Annotated in this window: 16 protein-coding genes; 13 read left to right on the top strand and 3 right to left on the bottom strand. The window is 73.8% G+C overall.

All coding sequences use genetic code 11. From position 1 onward, the window contains the following. Positions 1 to 125 precede the first annotated feature (125 nt). Genes ABZS42_RS08390 through ABZS42_RS08380 form a run of 3 tightly spaced genes read left to right on the top strand, consistent with a single transcriptional unit; the run spans position 126 to position 2,232 of the window. Positions 126 to 1,331 carry an ABC transporter permease gene (locus ABZS42_RS08390; RefSeq protein WP_355143279.1) on the top strand — a complete coding sequence of 402 codons (1,206 nt, stop codon included), beginning with the start codon at positions 126 to 128 and terminating at the stop codon, positions 1,329 to 1,331. Positions 1,332 to 1,385: 54 nt separating this feature from the next. Continuing rightward, on the top strand, positions 1,386 to 1,694 hold the full coding sequence (locus ABZS42_RS08385; protein ID WP_355143278.1) for a hypothetical protein: 309 nt from the start codon (positions 1,386 to 1,388) through the stop codon (positions 1,692 to 1,694). 37 nt (positions 1,695 to 1,731) lie between these two features. After that, positions 1,732 to 2,232 (top strand): hypothetical protein, encoded by a 501-nt coding sequence (locus tag ABZS42_RS08380; protein WP_355143277.1) that lies wholly within the window; start codon positions 1,732 to 1,734, stop codon positions 2,230 to 2,232. Positions 2,233 to 2,290: 58 nt separating this feature from the next. Here the strand turns inward: ABZS42_RS08380 and ABZS42_RS08375 are convergent, their stop codons facing one another. Continuing rightward, a complete protein-coding gene (locus ABZS42_RS08375) occupies positions 2,291 to 3,310 on the bottom strand; it encodes an ATP-binding cassette domain-containing protein (RefSeq protein WP_355143276.1) in 1,020 nt (339 codons plus the stop codon). A 2-nt stretch (positions 3,311 to 3,312) separates the two neighbouring features. Here ABZS42_RS08375 and ABZS42_RS08370 point away from each other — a divergent pair, with 2 nt between their 5' ends. The 4 genes from ABZS42_RS08370 (at position 3,313) to ABZS42_RS08355 (ending at position 7,761) form a co-directional block, all read left to right on the top strand. Then, entirely contained in the window at positions 3,313 to 3,999 is a 687-nt protein-coding gene (locus ABZS42_RS08370; protein ID WP_355143274.1) for an ABC transporter permease, read from the top strand. After that, positions 3,996 to 4,718 (top strand): ABC transporter permease, encoded by a 723-nt coding sequence (locus ABZS42_RS08365; protein WP_355143273.1) that lies wholly within the window; start codon positions 3,996 to 3,998, stop codon positions 4,716 to 4,718. The genes ABZS42_RS08370 and ABZS42_RS08365 overlap by 4 nt, the downstream gene beginning before the upstream one ends. 272 nt (positions 4,719 to 4,990) lie before the next feature. Further along, positions 4,991 to 5,995, top strand: a complete 1,005-nt coding sequence (locus ABZS42_RS08360) for a glycine betaine ABC transporter substrate-binding protein (RefSeq protein WP_355143272.1) — start codon at positions 4,991 to 4,993, stop codon at positions 5,993 to 5,995. Between the two features lie 131 nt (positions 5,996 to 6,126). Further along, the gene (locus tag ABZS42_RS08355) at positions 6,127 to 7,761 is read left to right on the top strand and encodes a hypothetical protein (protein ID WP_355143271.1); all 1,635 of its coding nucleotides are present in this window, start codon (positions 6,127 to 6,129) and stop codon (positions 7,759 to 7,761) included. 15 nt (positions 7,762 to 7,776) lie between these two features. On the opposite strand, the gene ABZS42_RS08350 is transcribed toward ABZS42_RS08355, so the two are convergent. Then, a complete protein-coding gene (locus tag ABZS42_RS08350) occupies positions 7,777 to 8,964 on the bottom strand; it encodes an NADH-quinone oxidoreductase subunit D (RefSeq protein ID WP_355143270.1) in 1,188 nt (395 codons plus the stop codon). Next, complete coding sequence (locus tag ABZS42_RS08345) at positions 8,961 to 10,118, bottom strand: SAM-dependent methyltransferase (protein ID WP_355143269.1); 1,158 nt, start codon at positions 10,116 to 10,118, stop codon at positions 8,961 to 8,963. Before ABZS42_RS08345 ends, ABZS42_RS08350 begins: the two co-directional genes overlap by 4 nt. Before the next feature lie 204 nt (positions 10,119 to 10,322). On the opposite strand from ABZS42_RS08345, the gene ABZS42_RS08340 reads away from it, so the two are divergent. From ABZS42_RS08340 to nadC, 6 genes are all read left to right on the top strand, one after another. Continuing rightward, positions 10,323 to 11,288: a DUF2520 domain-containing protein gene (locus ABZS42_RS08340; RefSeq protein WP_355143268.1), complete on the top strand. Its 966-nt coding sequence runs from the start codon at positions 10,323 to 10,325 to the stop codon at positions 11,286 to 11,288. 61 nt (positions 11,289 to 11,349) lie between these two features. Further along, complete coding sequence (gene panC / locus ABZS42_RS08335) at positions 11,350 to 12,195, top strand: pantoate--beta-alanine ligase (protein ID WP_355143267.1); 846 nt, start codon at positions 11,350 to 11,352, stop codon at positions 12,193 to 12,195. Positions 12,196 to 12,224: 29 nt separating this feature from the next. Beyond that, on the top strand, positions 12,225 to 12,647 hold the full coding sequence (panD, locus tag ABZS42_RS08330; RefSeq protein WP_076467099.1) for an aspartate 1-decarboxylase: 423 nt from the start codon (positions 12,225 to 12,227) through the stop codon (positions 12,645 to 12,647). A gap of 123 nt (positions 12,648 to 12,770) precedes the next feature. Beyond that, positions 12,771 to 13,664, top strand: coding sequence for a septum formation family protein (locus ABZS42_RS08325; RefSeq protein WP_355143266.1), 894 nt, complete (start codon positions 12,771 to 12,773; stop codon positions 13,662 to 13,664). An 83-nt stretch (positions 13,665 to 13,747) separates the two neighbouring features. After that, complete coding sequence (locus ABZS42_RS08320) at positions 13,748 to 15,442, top strand: L-aspartate oxidase (RefSeq protein ID WP_355143265.1); 1,695 nt, start codon at positions 13,748 to 13,750, stop codon at positions 15,440 to 15,442. After that, the gene (gene nadC / locus ABZS42_RS08315) at positions 15,439 to 16,335 is read left to right on the top strand and encodes a carboxylating nicotinate-nucleotide diphosphorylase (RefSeq protein ID WP_355143264.1); all 897 of its coding nucleotides are present in this window, start codon (positions 15,439 to 15,441) and stop codon (positions 16,333 to 16,335) included. Before ABZS42_RS08320 ends, nadC begins: the two co-directional genes overlap by 4 nt. The last annotated feature ends 181 nt before the right edge of the window (positions 16,336 to 16,516 follow it).

Below are 16,516 nucleotides of genomic sequence, written 5' to 3'. Positions count from 1 at the left end.
CGCCGTGGTCGGGGGGTTACGTGCGGCTCGCCACGCGGGTACGGTGCCTCCGACCGGACAGCAACGGCCGCCGCCGGTCCGCCCGAGCGTCGGACCAGGACGACCGGCCAGGGGGAGGCGGCGTCATGGGGTACGACGAACCGGGCCGGGAGACGCCAGCCGAGCCCTCGTCCGGAGTGCCCGCCGCCGTGCTCGACAACGTCTTCGACGACCCGTTCCACGGTGAGCCCGGCCGGGACCGGGTGGGCGTGCACGTCGGCTGGGAGATCGTGCTGCTGATCGGGCTGGCCGCCTGCGCCTGGCTGCTCTGGCGCGAGGATCCGGCCGTCCTGCGCGGTGCGGAGCTGGAGTCGCTGCTGGTCGACGTGGCCGCCCTCGGGCTGCTCGCCCTCGCCGCCGGGCTGAGCCTGCGTACCGCTGCGGTGAACCTCGCCATCGGGCCGGTCGCGGTCGCCGCCGGACTGCACTTCGCCGAGCAGAGCGACCGGGGCCTGGTGGCCGCGGTGGCCCCGGCCGCCGTGGTCGCCGCGATCGGCGGTCTGCTGATCGCGCTGGCCGTGGTGGTGCTGCACGTGCCGGGCTGGACGGCGAGCCTCGCCGCGGCGGCGGGCGTGATCGTGTACATCGAGCGCCGCTCGACGCCGGTGCTCGTGCAGGGCGAGTACGACCCGCGCCGTCACGCGTACTACCTGGTCGCCGGGTTCGCCGCGGTGGCCGTCCTCGGTGGCTTCTTCGGCGCGATTCGGGCGGTCCGTCGGCTCGTCGGCCGGTTCCGCCCGGTCGCGGATCCGGCGCGTCGCCGTGGGGTGGCCGCCGCGTTCGTCACCGCGGGTGCGCTGATCGGTTCGACCCTGCTGGCCATGCTGGCCGGGGTGCTCGTCGCGGCCAACGACGCCGCACCCGTGGTCCCCGCCACCGGCCTGGACTGGACGGTGCTCGCCGTCGGCGTGGCACTGCTCGCCGGCACCAGCGCGTACGGTCGTCGCGGCGGGATCTTCGGCACCCTCTTCGCAGTCGGTCTGGTGTCGGCGTTCCTCGCGTACGCCGAGTCCCGCGACTGGACGGTGAGCCGGTGGGCGGTCGGTGGGGTGGCCCTGGGCGTCGGGCTGCTGATCACCCGGCTGATCGAGCGGTACGGCCGCCCCGGATCGGCCACCGTGGAGACGCCGGAGCCGGCCGGCGACGGCCCGATCAGCTCGGGTTGGACGGTGCCCGGTCCGGTGGAGAACTGGCCGCCGGCCCTGCCGACGCCGGCCACGGAATCGCCGATGGACCCGTGGCGGTCACCCCACTGGGAGAGCGAGACCCGGCGGTGGGACGACGCCCGCTGAGCTGGGGCCACGTCCGACGAGCCGGAGGTGATCTCGGCGGTTAGGCTCGGCGGCATGAGCCAGACACCAGCCACCCCCACCGGCGGTCACTCCTTCGAGGAGTTGGACGCACTCCCCACCGAGGAACTGCGGGAGCGGTCGTTCGCGCGTGCCCGGGAGCGGCTCGACATCGGCTTCTTCTGGTCGGTGCTGCGGCACCTGCCGAACGCGGACGAGGCCACCGTGCTCGACGGTGCCCCGAACTCCGTCGGGCCGACCGTCGACGAGGCCGCCGCGCTCTTCCGTCAGCTGACCGGCCACGGCGACGAGGAGTCGGAGCCGCTGCTGCGGGCCGCCTTCATCGACTACCTGATGAAGCACTGACGGGAGCGGTACACGCGGGCCGGGAACGGACAGCATCATGGCGCTCACCAACCGGACCGGCGCGCTGAGCCGGTACGGCACGGCCGCCGGCACCGGCGCGCTCGCCGCACTCGTGCTCGTCGCCGTCGCCGGCAGTCCGGCGTACGTCAACTGGGCCGGGAACCACACCGACCCGAACTCGGCGGCCGGCTGGTACCTGCGGGTGCTCGGCTGGCCGGCCTGGCGGATCGACGCCGGGGACCAGGCGGGCGGGGTGCTCGCCGCGGACCTGCGGGCGATCCTGCTGGTGATCCTCGCGGCGGCCCTGCTCTACGTGCTGCCGGCCTCGCAGGTGGCCCGGGTGCCCGGCGGGTTCAGCCAGTTCTTCTCCGGCTGGGCGGCGTTCGTGCTGGCCGGCGGTCTCGCGGGCCTGCTCGCGGTGTTCCTCGGACCGGGGTCGTCGATGCTCGGCGCGTTGCAGGCCGCCTCGGCGGGCGCCGGCTACGGCTTCCTCACCGGTTGGATCATCGGCACGGCCAGCCTGGGCGGCCGCGCCTGACGACCGCCCCCGGGCCGGGCCCGGGGGCCGATCGGGGCCGGCCCGATGAGGCCCTGCCTCACTCCGGGCTGGCGGCCAGATCGAGCAGGCGCCGGCGGTCCAGCGAGCCGACGGGGCGTCCCTCGTCGGTGACCAGCACCCGCTCCGCCGCCGAGGTGAGCAGCGCCGCGAGCGCGTCGTACGCCGAGCCGTCCAGTGGCACGGCCGGCGCGTCCGGTGCCGCGTCGGTGGGCACCGGCTCCAGCGTCTCCCGACGCAGCGGCGTGACCACCAGCCGGCGGATGCCCCGGTCGGCGCCGACGAACTCGCGGACGAACGGGGTGGCGGGGGTGCCGAGCAGCGCCGCCGGCGAGTCGTACTGCTCCAGGTGGCCGCCCTCGGAGAGCACCGCGATCCGGTCGCCGAGCCGGACCGCTTCGTCGAGGTCGTGGGTGACCAGCACGATCGTCTTGCGCACCTCGGCCTGCAGCCGGAGGAACTCCTCCTGCAGCCGGGTCCGCGTGATCGGGTCGACGGCGGAGAACGGCTCGTCCATGAGCAGCACCACCGGGTCGGCGGCGAGCGCCCTGGCCACCCCGACCCGCTGCCGCTGCCCGCCGGAGAGCTCGTGCGGGTACCGGCCTCCGAACGTCCCCGGTTCGAGGCCGATCAGCTCCAGCAGCTCGTCGACGCGGCTCTGGACCTGGTCCCGGGGCCAGCCGAGCAGCCTCGGGACGGTCGCGACGTTCGCCCGGACCGTCTGGTGCGGGAAGAGTCCGACGTTCTGGATGACGTAGCCGATCCGGCGGCGCAGCCGCACCGGGTCGACCCGGGTGACGTCCTCGTCGCCGAGGAGGGTCCGGCCGCCGGTGGGCTCGATCATCCGGTTGATCATCCGCAGCACCGTCGACTTGCCGCTGCCGGACGGACCGATGAGCACCACCAGTTCGCCGGCACCGACCTCGAGGCTCAGCCCGCGTACGGCTTCGGTCCCGTCCGGGTAGCGCTTGCGGACGCCCTCCAAGGTGATCGACGCCGCGCGCTGGTCACCGAGGGCCGCGCGCCCGCCGGCGCCGGAGTTCTCCGGGGTAACGTCCACGTATGTCCTTCCGCCTGAGCTACCGGGCCGACCCGGGCAATCCCTGGTTTTCCTGGCAGTACCTGCGGGACAACTCTGACACGCTCGTCGCCGCGTTGCGCGACCACGCCTCGCTGACTGCCCGCGCGGTGCTGATCGCCGCTCTGATCGCCGTACCGCTGGCGGTGCTGGCGTACTGGTTCCGTCCCCTCGCCGGCCCGATCCTCGCCTTCACCGGGGTGCTCTACACCATCCCGTCCCTGGCGCTGTTCGCGTTCATCGCCCCCTACCTGGGCATCGGCACGGTGACCGTGCTCACCGTGGTGGTGCTGTACGCCCTGCTGGTGATCGTGCGTAACACGGTCGCCGGGTTGACCCAGGTGCCGCCCGAGATCCGTGAGGCGGCCCAAGGCATGGGTTACGGCAGGTGGGGGCGGTTGTTCCGGATCGAACTCCCGCTCGCCCTGCCGGGGATCCTCACCGGCCTGCGGCTGGCCACCGTCTCGACTGTGGCGCTGGTCACCGTCGGCGTGGTCGTGGGTCGCGGCGGACTCGGACAGGTGATCTTCGCCGGCTTCCAGAACAACTTCTACAAGGCGCAGATCATGGCCGGGACGTTGCTCTGCGTCCTTCTCGCCCTGGTGCTGGACCTGATCCTCGCCGGGCTCGGCCGGCTGCTCACCCCATGGCTCAACCGGAGATCGTCATGAGTGTCATCGAGCAGGCGGTCGTCTGGCTCAACGACCCGCTGAACTGGACCAACCCGGGCGGGGTGCTGGACCGGCTCGGCGAGCACCTGATCCTCTCCGCCGCCGCCGTCGCGCTGGGCTGCCTGGTGGCCTGGCCGATCGGGCTCTGGCTCGGTCACACCGGGCGGGCCGGCGGCCTGGTGGTGCTGGTGGCCAACGTGACCCTCGCCATCCCCACGCTCGCCCTGCTCACCATCCTGCCGCTGACCTTCCTCGGATTCGGCCGGCCGTCGGTGATCGTCGCGTTGGCGGTCTTCGCTCTGCCGCCGCTGCTGGCCAACGCGTACACGGGGGTGCGGCAGGCCGATCCGGAGGCGCGGGACGCGGCGCGTGGCATGGGTCTCTCCGGTTGGCAGGTGCTGCGCCGGGTGGAGCTGCCGCTCGCCGTGCCGTATCTGGCGGCCGGGTTCCGTACCGCCGCCGTGCAGGTGGTGGCCACCGCGGCGCTCGCCTCGTTCGTCAACGGCGGCGGGCTGGGCCAGATCATCCGGGCCGGGTTCGGGCTGGACATCGCCGCCGGGGGTGGCCAGATCCTCGCCGGGGGTGTGCTGGTGGCCGCGCTCGCCATTCTGGTGGAGGTGGTGCTGGCCCTGGTCGAGCGGGCCGTCACGCCGCGCTCGTTGCGCGCCGCCCGTCGCGGTGCGAACCGCCGTGCCGCCGACGCGGTGGCCGGCGGCTGACCCGCCGGTACCCGACGGAGGGCGGACGACGAGGCGCCGCGCCACGGGCGAGGCCGTGCTCGCGGCGGGCCCGACCGGGCTCTTGTGGCGCGGCTCACGCCGCCGACCGTCCGGATACCGCCCGGCTGGTGACGATCAGGTGACGAAGGTCCCGTCCGGTTGTCGTAGCCGGCCGGAGGATGTTGGGTGGAATCGCGGGCATCCGAACGATCGCCCGTCGGACACGCGGCCGGCCCGGAAGGGTCGCGCCGGGACACGGAAGGCGGGCAGTAATGCACGCACGTATTCGATTGGCCGTCGGTGCGGCCGCGGCGCTCACCGCGGCCGGGCTCCTGACCGGTTGTGGTGGCGCCGGCTCGTCCGGCACCGACGCGCCCAAGCAGGAGGCGAGCGGGGCGGGCTGCGCCCCCGTCGCGGGCGACCAGCTGATGGTCCTCGCCGACGACAAGAAGCAGCAGAACAGCGACAACGTCATCCCGGCGGTCAACGCCGACGCGGCGAACCCGCAGCTGCTCGCCGCGCTCGACAAGGTCTCGGGTGCGTTGGACACGCCGAAGCTCGTCCAGCTCAACAAGGCGGTCGACGTCGACCGCAAGACCCCGAAGACGGCGGCGGAGGAGTTCGCCTCGGCGAACAACCTCACCGCGGGTATCGCCAAGGGCCCAGGCGGCCCGCTCGTGGTCGGCGCCGCCAACTTCAGCGAGAGCGAGACGCTCGCCGAGCTCTACCGGATCGCGCTCACCGCCGCCGGCTACCAGGTCCGCGTGCAGCAGATCGGCAGCCGCGAGCTGTACGAGCCCGCCCTGGAGAAGGGCGAGATCCAGGTCGTCCCGGAGTACGCGGCGAGCATGGCCGAGTTCCTCAACACCAAGGCCAACGGGTCAGGTGTCAAGCCGGTCGCCTCGCCGGACCTCGACAAGACCGTGACCGCGCTGCGGGCGGCCGGCGACAAGGTGGGCATCACCTTCGGCAAGCCGTCGGCGGCCCAGGACCAGAACGCCTTCGCGGTCACCAAGGCGTTCTCCGACAAGTACGGCGTCCGTACCCTCTCCGAGCTGGCCGCCAAGTGCTCCGGTCAGGCGACGGTGCTGGCCGGGCCCCCGGAGTGCCCGCAGCGGGTCACCTGCCAGGCCGGCCTGGTCCAGGTCTACAACTTCCAGGCGGGCTCCTTCAGCTCGCTGGACGCCGGTGGACCGCAGACCAAGAACGCCCTGAAGGCCGGCAGCGCCAGCGCGGGCCTCGTCCTCTCCTCGGACGCGGCGTTGGCCACCAGCTGACCTGTCCATCGGGTCGGCCCGATCGGCTTCGGCCGGTCGGGCCGGCCCTTTTTCCAGGCCCTGCGCGGTGACGGATGCGGCGTCCCGGGGCCGTTCCCACCTGAAGCCAACTCTCGGTAGGCTGCACAGCCATGCCGGCCCCCGAAGCCATGCGCAGCCGTTCGCTCCTGACGCCCCTGTTCTGGATCGGCGTGGGACTGGCGCCGGTGGCGGCGCTGATCCTGCTGGTCGCCGACGGTAACGGGCCGCTGCGTTTCGCGGCGGTGCTTGCGATCGTGGCTGTGGTGTTGATCGGCCTGTCGATCGCGCTTCGATCCGACGGTGAGGGCGGTCAGGAGCGTCTGGCGGAAGTCTTCGACGAGATGGACCAGCTTCGCCGTGAGCTGCGCGGCGAGATCGTCGCCGCGGCCCAGCGTGGCAACCAGGCCCTCGACCAGGCCCAGCGGGCTCAGGAGGCGGTGGCCGCGGTGCACCGGAGGCTCGAGGCCACCGGTGCCGCCCTCGCCGGTGCCGCTGTCGGTGGTGCCGCTGTCGGTGGTGCCGCTGTCGGTGGTGCCGCTGTCGGTGGTGCGGCTGTCGCCGGTGCCGAGGAGCCAGTCGGGTCAGGCCGGGCGCGGCTACCGGTCGCCGAGCCGGAGGCGGAGGTGCCGGCCGGTCGGGTTCGGCCGCCCCGAGAGGAGAGCCGACCCGGCTGGGCGGACGACGAGGAGCCGGCCCCCCGTTCGGTATCGGGCCGGCACGGCACCGACCGTCCGGACCCCGAGCCGGAGTGGCAGTCCCCCGGAACCTACGGCGCGCGCGCCGGCTCCCCCGGGGAGCGCGCGGGTGCCGCCGGTTACGGCAGGGGACGGGCCGACTCGGCCGGGTACGGCGGAGAGCGCGCGGGTGCCGCAGCGGCCGGCGTCTACGGAGCCGCGTCCCGCCCGGGCGAGCAGGACGCCCGACCGGAGCCGCCCCGGCAGACGGGTGTGGTCCGGCACACCGAGACGGTGCACGTGACCACCCGGCACACCATCGTGGACGGTGGCCCGGCGGAGCCGGCCGGCGGGCGTTACGGCGGCGGGTACTCGGGCGGCTGGTCGCCGCCGGCCGACGAGCGGCAGTGGGGCGCCCCCGAGGAGCGCGGCCCGCAGGAGCGGTCCTGGTCCGGGTACGCCGGCTCGGACGAGCGCCCCAGATCCGGTGACGAGCGCCCGTGGGCGGGCACCGGCGGTCCGCGCGACGAGGCCGGTTGGGACGATCCGCGCGACGACAGTGGTCGCGCCGGCCGGCGGGACGAGCGGGGCTGGTCGGCCCCGGACGACCAGTTGGACCGGGCGGAGCCGGACCGGCCGGCGCAGGTCGACGACACCGGACAGTACTGGTCGCAGCTGCGCGCCGGTGACCGCTGGGCGTCGGTCCGGGACGACGACCGGGGCCGGGAGGTGCGGATGGGCGAGCGGCGGGCCGAGGTGCACGCGGACGCGGCCGGCAGCGAGTACCGGGTCGCCGACCGCTGGGCGGCGGTCCGCCGGGACGAGCCGCACCGCGGGTACGACGAGGGCCGGCGGGGCGGCTGGGTCGAGCCGGAGGAGCGGGCGCTGCCCGCCGGTGGGGTGCCGGTGCCCGACGAGTGGCGCCCGCCGCGCCAGCGCGGACCGGTCGACGCCGAGCCGGAACGGGTGGGCCGCCGCGCGCGGGTCGACGAGGACTCCTACGACTACCCGCCCCGCGGCTATCCACCCCGCGACGAGGGACCCCGTGGTGGCGGTTCCCGCTGGCGCTGAGCGGCACCGCTCGACCTACTTGTCGATGTCGCCGACCACGAAGAACATCGAGCCGAGGATCGCGATCAGGTCCGGCACCAGGCAGCCCGGCAGCAGCGTCGCGAGCGCCTGCACGTTGGCGTACGACGCGGTGCGCAGCTTGAGCCGCCACGGCGTCTTCTCACCCCGGGACACGAGGTAGTAGCCGTTGATGCCGAGCGGGTTCTCGGTCCACGCGTACGTGTGCCCCTCGGGGGCCTTGACCACCTTCGGCAGCCGGGTGTTCACCGGTCCGGTGAGCCGGTCGACCCGATCCAGACACTGCTCGGCGAGGTCGAGCGAGACGTACACCTGGTCGAGCAGAACCTCGAACCGGGCATGGCAGTCCCCGGCGGTCTTGGTCACCACCGGGACGTCCAACTCGTCGTACGCGAGGTAGGGCTCGTCCCGACGTAGGTCCAGGTCGAGCCCGGAGGCGCGGGCGACCGGTCCGGACGCCCCGAACGCGGCGGCGTCCTCCCGGGAGAGCACCCCGACGCCGACGGTACGGGCCAGGAAGATCTCGTTGCGCCGGATCAAATGGTCCAGGTCGGGCAGGCGCCGGCGTACCTCGCCGATCGCGGCTCGCGCCCGGCCGGTCCAGCCGGACGGCACCTCCTCCTTCAGCCCGCCGACCCGGTTGAACATGTAGTGGATCCGGCCGCCGGAGACCTCCTCCAGCACCGTCTGGAGCGTCTCCCGCTCGCGGAAGGCGTAGAACATCGGCGTGATCGCGCCGATCTCCAGCGGGTAGGAGCCGAGGAACATCAGGTGGTTGAGCACCCGGTTCAGCTCGGCGAGGGCCATCCGCAGCCAGGTCGCCCGCTCCGGCACCTCGAGACCCATCAACCGTTCGACGGCGAGCACCACGCCCAGCTCGTTGGAGAACGCCGACAGCCAGTCGTGCCGGTTGGCCAGCACGATGATCTGCCGGTAGTCGCGTACCTCGAAGAGCTTCTCCGCACCCCGGTGCATGTAGCCGACGATCGGCTCGGCCGACACCACCCGCTCACCGTCGAGTACCAGCTTCAGCCGCAGCACGCCGTGCGTGGACGGGTGCTGCGGGCCGATGTTGAGCACCATGTCGGTGCCGAGCTGCTCACCGCCGGTGCCCGCCACCAGGCCGGCCCCGGTACCGACGGTCAGCTCGCGGAGGTCCCCGGCGTCGGTGGTCATGCCCGTCATCGTGCCACGCCCGGGTCGAAAGCCATGTCGACCGGTTGCCACAGCCACCGATGCCCGCCCAGGCCGGCCGGGTCGGTCAGCTCGGCCACCGTGGACGCTGCGGCGAGCGCCCGCACGTACCCGGCCGGGTCGGTGGCGGCCAACGTCAGCGGTGGTCGGCCGCCGTCGGCCCCGAGCGCTCGCAGCGCCTCCCGCTGAAACGACATGGAGTACGCGCGCCGCGCGACCCGCTCACCGGCGGAGGCGACCGAGTCCATGGCGACGTGCGCGGTGACATCGCAGGAACCGTCCGGCACCCGCGCCACCTGTCGCCCGCCCCGGTACCCGGTCAGTGTCCCGTCCAACGGCCGCTCCGCCTGCAGGTGTCCGTAGTCCACCGCCAACGCCAGCCCCCGGTCGAGCTTGGCGACAGCACCGGCCCACGCCTCGTCCCTGGTTCGTCCGATCTCGGCCCGCATGCCGATCGTCGTCCGACTTTCCGGGCCGCCCGACCCGTCCGTAACCGGCCCCGGCAGCAAGCCCACATCGTCGGCGACGCCACCGCCGGATATCGGCCACCAGGTCGCCAGCCACTCGGCATCCTCCGGACCGACCGGGTCACCCACGGTCTCCGCCCCCGAGGTGGGATCGACCAGCAGATACCGCCACCCGTCGGACCCGTGCACGGCGATGTCCATCGGCACGTTGTCCAGCCACTCAGTGGCCAGGAGCAGCCCAGTGATCCCAGGGGGAATCTGATCGACCCAGTAGATCTCGTCCGGCAGGCCGCCGGGTCGCGGTGCCACCTCGACAGCCGTGAGCCGCAATCGTTCTGCCAGCGGCGGATGCAGGCCCTGGGGCGAATCAGCGGAGGGTGCGGGACGGGCGGCGGCCCCGGAAACCCCCGAACCGGACCCAGCACCGGACCCGGCAGCCAGCCCCAAGAGAGCTCGCAGCAGCTCTCCGCGACCGGCGCCCACGTCGACCACGTCGAACCGGTCCGGGTGGCCCAGCGCGGCGTCGACCTGTTCGACGACGCGGAGCAGCGCGGTGGCGAACGCCGGGGACGCGTGCACCGAGGTGCGGAAGTGGTCGGCGGGGCCGGATCCGGAGACGAAGAATCCGCCCGGGCCGTAGAGCGCCCGGTCCATCGCATCCCGCCAGCGGATCGGCATCAGTTCGTTCCTCGGTCCGGGCCCGTCACGGTGCCGACCCTACGGTCACCTGGCGTGAGACCGCGCCTCGTCCCCGCCGTATCAGGTCCCGCCGGACGGGCCGGCCCTGGGTGGTGAAGGTTTTCACATCAGGGGTTTCGATACCGGCGCCCCGGCGCATACTTGCGATCGACCGGTACCCCTCTCGAGGACTGGATCATCGCCATGAGCGCACCGCTGCGCCCACGCCCGGCCGCCCCCAGGCGGGCCGCCGCCACCGTGGGCTCCGCCCGTCCGGGCGTCCTTCCCCGCAGCCTCACCGTCGGCGTCATCGGCGCCGGCCGCGTCGGCGCCGTGCTGGGTGCCGCGCTCTCCACCGCCGGGCACCGAGTGGTCGCCGCCACCGGCGGGTCCCGGGTGAACCGCAACCGGCTCGCGCTGCTGCCCGGCGTCGCGCCCGGCTCCGCCGCCGAGGTGGCCCGGGCCGCCACCGACCTGCTGCTGATCGCGGTGCCGGACGACGCCCTCGCGGGCGTGGTCGCCACCCTGGCCGATGGTGGCCTGCTCCACCCCGGGCAGGTGGTCGCGCACACCTCGGGGGCGCACGGGCTGGCCGTGCTCGACCCGGCCGCCGCGGTAGGTGCCCGGCCGCTCGCCCTGCACCCGGCGATGACCTTCACCGGTACGCCGGAGGACCTCGGTCGGCTCGCCGGCATCTCGTACGGGGTGACCGCTCCCGCCGACCTTCGGCAGCTGGCGGCACGGCTGGTCGCCGATCTCGGCGGGGTGCCGGAGTGGGTCGGGGAGGCCGACCGCCCGCTCTACCACGCGGCCCTGGCGCACGGCGCCAACCACCTGGTGACCCTGGTCAACGAGGCGGCCGACCGGCTGCGTGACGCCGGGGTGACCCAGCCGGAGAAGGTGCTCGCCCCGCTGCTGCGGGCCGCCCTGGAGAACGCCCTGCACTACGGCGACGGCGCGCTGACCGGCCCGGTCTCCCGCGGCGACGCCGGCACCGTCGAGCGGCACCTCGACCGGCTCGCCGCCACCGCGCCCGAGTCGGTGGCCCCCTACCTGGCGCTGGCTCGGCGTACCGCTGACCGGGCCATCGCCAGTGGCCGGCTGGCCCCGGCCGACGCGGCATCGCTGCTCGGTGTGCTGGCCGACACCCAGGGGCAGGTGGCCAGGTGACGGCCCGGGGAATGGCGGGAGGCGCGCACACGCTGACGAGGATCCGGGAGGTGGCCGCCACATGGAACTGGTGACGACTCGCGAGGAACTCGCGAAGGTGCGCGCCGGGCTGACCGGCACGGTCGGCGTGGTGATGACCATGGGTGCCCTGCACGAGGGGCACGAGACGCTGCTGCGCGCGGCCCGGGAGCAGGCCGACCACGTGCTGGTGACGATCTTCGTGAACCCGCTGCAGTTCGGCCCGAACGAGGACTTCGACCGCTATCCGCGTATGCTCGCCGCCGACCTGGAGGTCTGCCGGCGGGCCGGGGCGGATGTGGTCTTCGCGCCGAGCCGGGAGGAGATCTACCCGGGCGGTGAGCCCCGGGTCCGGGTCGACCCGGGCAGCCTCGGTGCGGAACTGGAGGGGCAGAGCCGCCCCGGCTTCTTCCACGGGGTACTCACCGTGGTGCTGAAGTTGTTCCAGCTCACCCGGCCCGCCCTGGCCTTCTTCGGCGAGAAGGACTACCAGCAGCTGACCCTGATCCGGCGGATGGTCCGCGATCTGGACGTGCCGGTGCAGGTGCTCGGCGTGCCGACCGTACGGGAACCGGACGGGCTCGCCCTCTCCAGCCGCAACCGGTACCTCTCGGAGGTCGAGCGGGCCGCCGCGCTGAGCCTGTCCGGCGCGCTGCGTGCCGGTGCCGAGGCCGCCGAGCAGGGGCGGGACGCGGGCGTGGTGCTCAGCGCCGCGCACCAGGCGTTCGGCGCCGGTACGCCCGGCGCGCAGCTGGACTACCTGGTGTTGACCGACCCGGACCTGGAGCCGGGGCCGGTGGACGGCCCGGCGCGGCTGCTCATCGCCGCCTGGGTCGGCAGCACTCGCCTGATCGACAACATGCCGATCAGTCTCGCCCCCCGTTCCTGAACCCCCTGTTCCGCGAAAGGCCCACCCCGATGCTGCGAACCATGCTCAAGTCGAAGATCCACCGCGCTACGGTCACCCAGGCGGACCTGCACTACGTCGGCTCGGTCACGGTGGACGAGGATCTGCTCGACGCCGCCGACCTGCTCCCGGGTGAGCAGGTGGCGATCGTGGACATCACCAACGGTGCCCGGCTGGAGACGTACGTGATCCCCGGCGAGCGGGGCAGCGGCGTGATCGGCATCAACGGCGCGGCGGCGCACCTGGTGCACCCCGGTGACCTGGTCATTCTCATCTCGTACGGGCAGATGGACGACGCTGAGGCGCGGACCTACCGGCCGCGGGTGGTGCACGTGGACGCGGACAACCGGATCGTGGACCTGACGGCCGACCCGTCGACCGCCGTTCCCGGCACCGCCGGCGACCCGGTCCCGAACCCGTACGCCGTGGTCTGACCGTTCCGCGGATGGGCCGTCCCGACCGGTTCGGGCGGCCGACGCGGTCTGTCACCGAAAGGTCATTCCTGGTTACCCTTGTCGCACCTGCCGGGAGGCGGGCGGTGCCTGGGGGAGGCCGCGATGCGCCGTTCGATGACCGTCCTGTCCGCGGTCGCCACCATGGCGGTCCTGCTGGCGGCCTGCGGGACAGGTGACGGGGACGGCGACCTCACCGACGACTGGCCCGCACTGCCGGCCGCGGCGGCGTTCACCCCGGCGGTCGGGGTGTGCCAGGTGGCCGACTTCATCGACGTGGTGTCCCTGGCGGCGTACCAGCCGATCGACTGCGCCGAGCCGCATCGGGTGGAGACCGTGCACGTGGGCGCGTTTCCGGCGGCGTCACCCGCGCCGCCGTCGGGCAGCTCCGCCGAGCTGCGGGGCGCCTTCGCCGACTGCGACACCCGGGCCAGTGGGTACGTGGGCGACGACTGGCGGGCCGGCCGTCTGAGGCTCTCCGTGGCGGTGCCCTCCGGCTTGAGCTGGGCGGCCGGCTCCCGGTGGTACCGGTGCGACCTCTCCGAGCTGAGCACCGTCGAGGCCGCCGCGACCGTGGTGACCCGTACGGGCAGCCTCCGCGACGTGCTGAAGAGCCCGTACCCGCTGCGGCTGGGCTGCCAGCAGACCCGTGGCGGCAAGGGCGGGGGCGTGCAGGGGTTGGTACCGATCGACTGCGCGACCCGCCACGACGCGGAGTTCGTCGGGGTGTGGCGGGCGCCGGAGGGCGGGTACCCGACGCGACAGGCGGACTGGCTGCCCCTCTACGCCGGGTGCCGTTCGGTGCTCGGCCGGTTCGTCGGCGTGCCCGACGACGCCGAGCTGCGGCTGCGCAGCGGGGTGGTGGTGCGCCCGCCGGGCGAGGGGCGGTGGCGGGTCGGCGACCGGGGGGTGCGCTGCTACCTCTGGCTCAGCCACCGTACGGTGACCGGCTCGCTCAGGGGCGTCGGCCCGGCCGGTCTGCCCGTCCGCACCAGCTGACCGCGGGTACGGACGGGGTAGCCCAAACCACTCGTCCCGCCCCCGCCGCCTCTCGCGAGCCTCGTTCGGGGTTGACTGTGTCCATGGAGCTTCCGACCGTCGACCTGCCGGCTCTGCCGAGGCTGCTGGCCGCGCCCGCGCCGGGCTGGGTGGAGACCACCGACGTGGTCGTGGTGGGCTCGGGCGTGGCTGGACTCACCGCGGCGCTGCACCTGCGGGAGGCGGGCCTGCACGTCACCGTCGTCACCAAGGTCAACATCGACGACGGCTCGACCCGTTGGGCGCAGGGCGGCATCGCCGCGGTGCTCGACCCGGCGGACACCCCGGCCGCGCACGCCTCGGACACCAAGATCGCGGGGGTGGGCCTCTGCGACCCGGCCGCGGTCCGGGTTCTGGTGGAGGAGGGGCCGATCCGGCTACGTGAGCTGATGCGGATCGGCGCCGAGTTCGACCGAAACCCGGACGGCTCGCTGATGCTCACCCGGGAGGGCGGGCACCGGGCCGACCGGATCGTGCACGCCGGTGGTGACGCGACCGGCGCCGAAGTGCAACGGGCGCTGCACGCCGCCGTACGCCGCGATCCATGGATCCGGCTGGTCGAGCACGCGCTCGTGCTGGACCTGCTGCGGGCCCCGGGCGACGGTCCCGGCGGGCTCGGCCGGGCGTGCGGGGTGACCCTGCACGTGCTCGGCGAGGGCAGCGAGGACGGGGTCGGCGCGATCCTGGCGCGGGCGGTGGTGCTGGCCACCGGCGGCATGGGGCAGATCTTCGCGGCCACCACGAATCCGGCGGTCTCCACGGGAGACGGCGTGGCGTTGGCGATGCGCGCCGGCGCGGCGGTGACCGACGTCGAGTTCGTCCAGTTCCATCCAACGGCCCTGATCGTGCCGGAGCAGGCGAGGGTGCCCGGCGCCGGTCGCGCCCAGCAGCCGCTGGTGTCGGAGGCGCTGCGCGGCGAGGGCGCGTACCTGGTCGACGGCGACGGCAAGCGGTTCATGGTGGGCCAGCACGAGCTCGCCGAGCTGGCGCCGCGGGACGTGGTGGCGAAGGGTATCCACCGGGTGCTGCTCGCCACCGGCGCGGACCACGTCTTCCTCGACGCCCGGCACCTGGGCGGTGACTTCCTGGCCGGGCGCTTCCCGACCATCGTGGCGTCCTGCCTGGCCATCGGGGTCGACCCGGCCACCGATCTGATCCCGGTCGCGCCGGCCGCGCACTACGCCTCCGGCGGGGTACGCACCGATCTGCGCGGCCACACCTCCATCCCCGGCCTGTACGCCTGCGGTGAGGTCGCCTGCACGGGGGTGCACGGTGCGAACCGGCTGGCCAGCAACTCGCTGCTGGAGGGGCTGGTTTTCTCCCGCCGGATCGCCGAGGACATCGCCGCCGGGCTGCCCGAGCAGGCTCGGCCGGCGGAGACCGGGGCCTGGGTCGGCGGCCAGGGCTGGGTGGTTCCGGCGGAGGGAACGTCGGCGTTGCAGCGGGCCATGACCCGGGGTGCGGGGGTGCTCCGTTCGGCGCAGACGCTCGCCGCGACGGCGGGGGTGCTCTCCGACCTGGGTGCCGGGCGGGGACGATCGCGGATGGCCGACTGGGAGGCGACGAACCTGCTCACGGTGGCGTCGACGCTGGTCGCCGCCGCGTACGCCCGGCAGGAGACCCGCGGGTGTCACTGGCGGGAGGACTTCCCGGCGGCCGAAGACCGGTGGCTGGGTCACCTCGTCGAGGCGGTCGGTGCGCAGGGCCGGTTGACGCAGCAGTGGGAGGGGACGCGATGAGGGAGTCGACGGAGCAGGCGTTGCGGGTCGACGGTCTGGACCCGGACGGGGTGCGCCGGTTGATCGTCGGCGCGTTGACCGAGGACCTGGGACCGGACTTCCTCGACGTCACCAGCGTCGCGACCATTCCGGCGGAGCAGACCGACACCGCCGACCTGGTGGCGCGCGCGGACGGCGTCGTGGCGGGTCTGGTCGTGGCCGCCGCCGTCTTCGAGTTGGTCGGCGAGGTGACGGGCGCCGGTCGTACCGTCGAGGTGTCGCTGGTGGCCCGCGACGGTCAGCGCGTGGCCCGCGGCGACGTGCTGGCGACGGTGACGGGGCCCACCCGGCTGCTGCTCACCGCCGAGCGGACGGCGCTCAACCTGCTCTCCCGCATGTCCGGAGTGGCCACCCACACCCGCGCCTGGGCCGACGCGTTGGCCGGCACGAAGGCGACGGTGCTGGACACCCGGAAGACCACGCCGGGCCTGCGGTCCCTGGAGAAGTACGCGGTGCGCGCCGGTGGCGGCACCAACAAGCGGCTCGGCCTCTACGACGTCGCCATGATCAAGGACAATCACAAGTTCGCTGCGGGTGGGATCCCCGCCGCCTACCGGCGGGTCCGGGAGGCGTTCCCGGACGTGCCGGTGCAGGTGGAGGTGGACACCGTCGCCGAGGCGGTGGAGGCGGTCGAGGCGGGTGCCGACTTCCTGCTGCTGGACAACATGACCCCGGCTCAGCTGCGTGAGGTGGTCGCGCAGGTGGGAGACCGGGCGGAGCTGGAGGCGACGGGCGGGCTGACCCTGCCGGTGGCGGCCGAGTACGGGGCGACCGGAGTCGACTACCTCTCGGTCGGCGCGTTGACCCACTCGTCGCCGATCCTCGACATCGCCCTGGATCTGCGCACCGAATAGCGCTGGCGGAGCGCGTGGCCGCCCGCGGAGCGGTGAGCGCCTGCCCGGCCGCGGAACGGCGCTCGCGGGCTCGAGGAGCGCGTCGGACCCGGGGGACGGATGTTCTGTTCGGATCCTTTGGAGCTGAGTCGTTGACGTCATCGCGCGCCGCTCGGTCGGTCCGCCGGAGGCCGGCGCGCGG

It is taken from the genome of Micromonospora sp. NPDC005367, assembly GCF_040606825.1.
GTDB lineage: Bacteria > Actinomycetota > Actinomycetes > Mycobacteriales > Micromonosporaceae > Micromonospora.
The sequence above is the reverse complement of the archived record's forward strand: the minus strand, read 5'-3'. Positions and strand labels throughout refer to the sequence as shown.

What these genes read in the sequence shown, in the direction of transcription:
- ABZS42_RS08390 (WP_355143279.1), top strand. Translation starts at nt 126, where the DNA reads ATGGGGTACGACGAACCGGGCCGGGAGACGCCAGCCGAGCCCTCGTCC.
- ABZS42_RS08385 (WP_355143278.1), top strand. Translation starts at nt 1,386, where the DNA reads ATGAGCCAGACACCAGCCACCCCCACCGGCGGTCACTCCTTCGAGGAG.
- ABZS42_RS08380 (WP_355143277.1), top strand. Translation starts at nt 1,732, where the DNA reads ATGGCGCTCACCAACCGGACCGGCGCGCTGAGCCGGTACGGCACGGCC.
- ABZS42_RS08370 (WP_355143274.1), top strand. Translation starts at nt 3,313, where the DNA reads ATGTCCTTCCGCCTGAGCTACCGGGCCGACCCGGGCAATCCCTGGTTT.
- ABZS42_RS08365 (WP_355143273.1), top strand. Translation starts at nt 3,996, where the DNA reads ATGAGTGTCATCGAGCAGGCGGTCGTCTGGCTCAACGACCCGCTGAAC.
- ABZS42_RS08360 (WP_355143272.1), top strand. Translation starts at nt 4,991, where the DNA reads ATGCACGCACGTATTCGATTGGCCGTCGGTGCGGCCGCGGCGCTCACC.
- ABZS42_RS08355 (WP_355143271.1), top strand. Translation starts at nt 6,127, where the DNA reads ATGCCGGCCCCCGAAGCCATGCGCAGCCGTTCGCTCCTGACGCCCCTG.
- ABZS42_RS08350 (WP_355143270.1), bottom strand. Translation starts at nt 8,964, where the DNA reads ATGACGGGCATGACCACCGACGCCGGGGACCTCCGCGAGCTGACCGTC.
- ABZS42_RS08345 (WP_355143269.1), bottom strand. Translation starts at nt 10,118, where the DNA reads ATGCCGATCCGCTGGCGGGATGCGATGGACCGGGCGCTCTACGGCCCG.
- ABZS42_RS08340 (WP_355143268.1), top strand. Translation starts at nt 10,323, where the DNA reads ATGAGCGCACCGCTGCGCCCACGCCCGGCCGCCCCCAGGCGGGCCGCC.
- panC (WP_355143267.1), top strand. Translation starts at nt 11,350, where the DNA reads ATGGAACTGGTGACGACTCGCGAGGAACTCGCGAAGGTGCGCGCCGGG.
- panD (WP_076467099.1), top strand. Translation starts at nt 12,225, where the DNA reads ATGCTGCGAACCATGCTCAAGTCGAAGATCCACCGCGCTACGGTCACC.
- ABZS42_RS08325 (WP_355143266.1), top strand. Translation starts at nt 12,771, where the DNA reads ATGCGCCGTTCGATGACCGTCCTGTCCGCGGTCGCCACCATGGCGGTC.
- ABZS42_RS08320 (WP_355143265.1), top strand. Translation starts at nt 13,748, where the DNA reads ATGGAGCTTCCGACCGTCGACCTGCCGGCTCTGCCGAGGCTGCTGGCC.
- nadC (WP_355143264.1), top strand. Translation starts at nt 15,439, where the DNA reads ATGAGGGAGTCGACGGAGCAGGCGTTGCGGGTCGACGGTCTGGACCCG.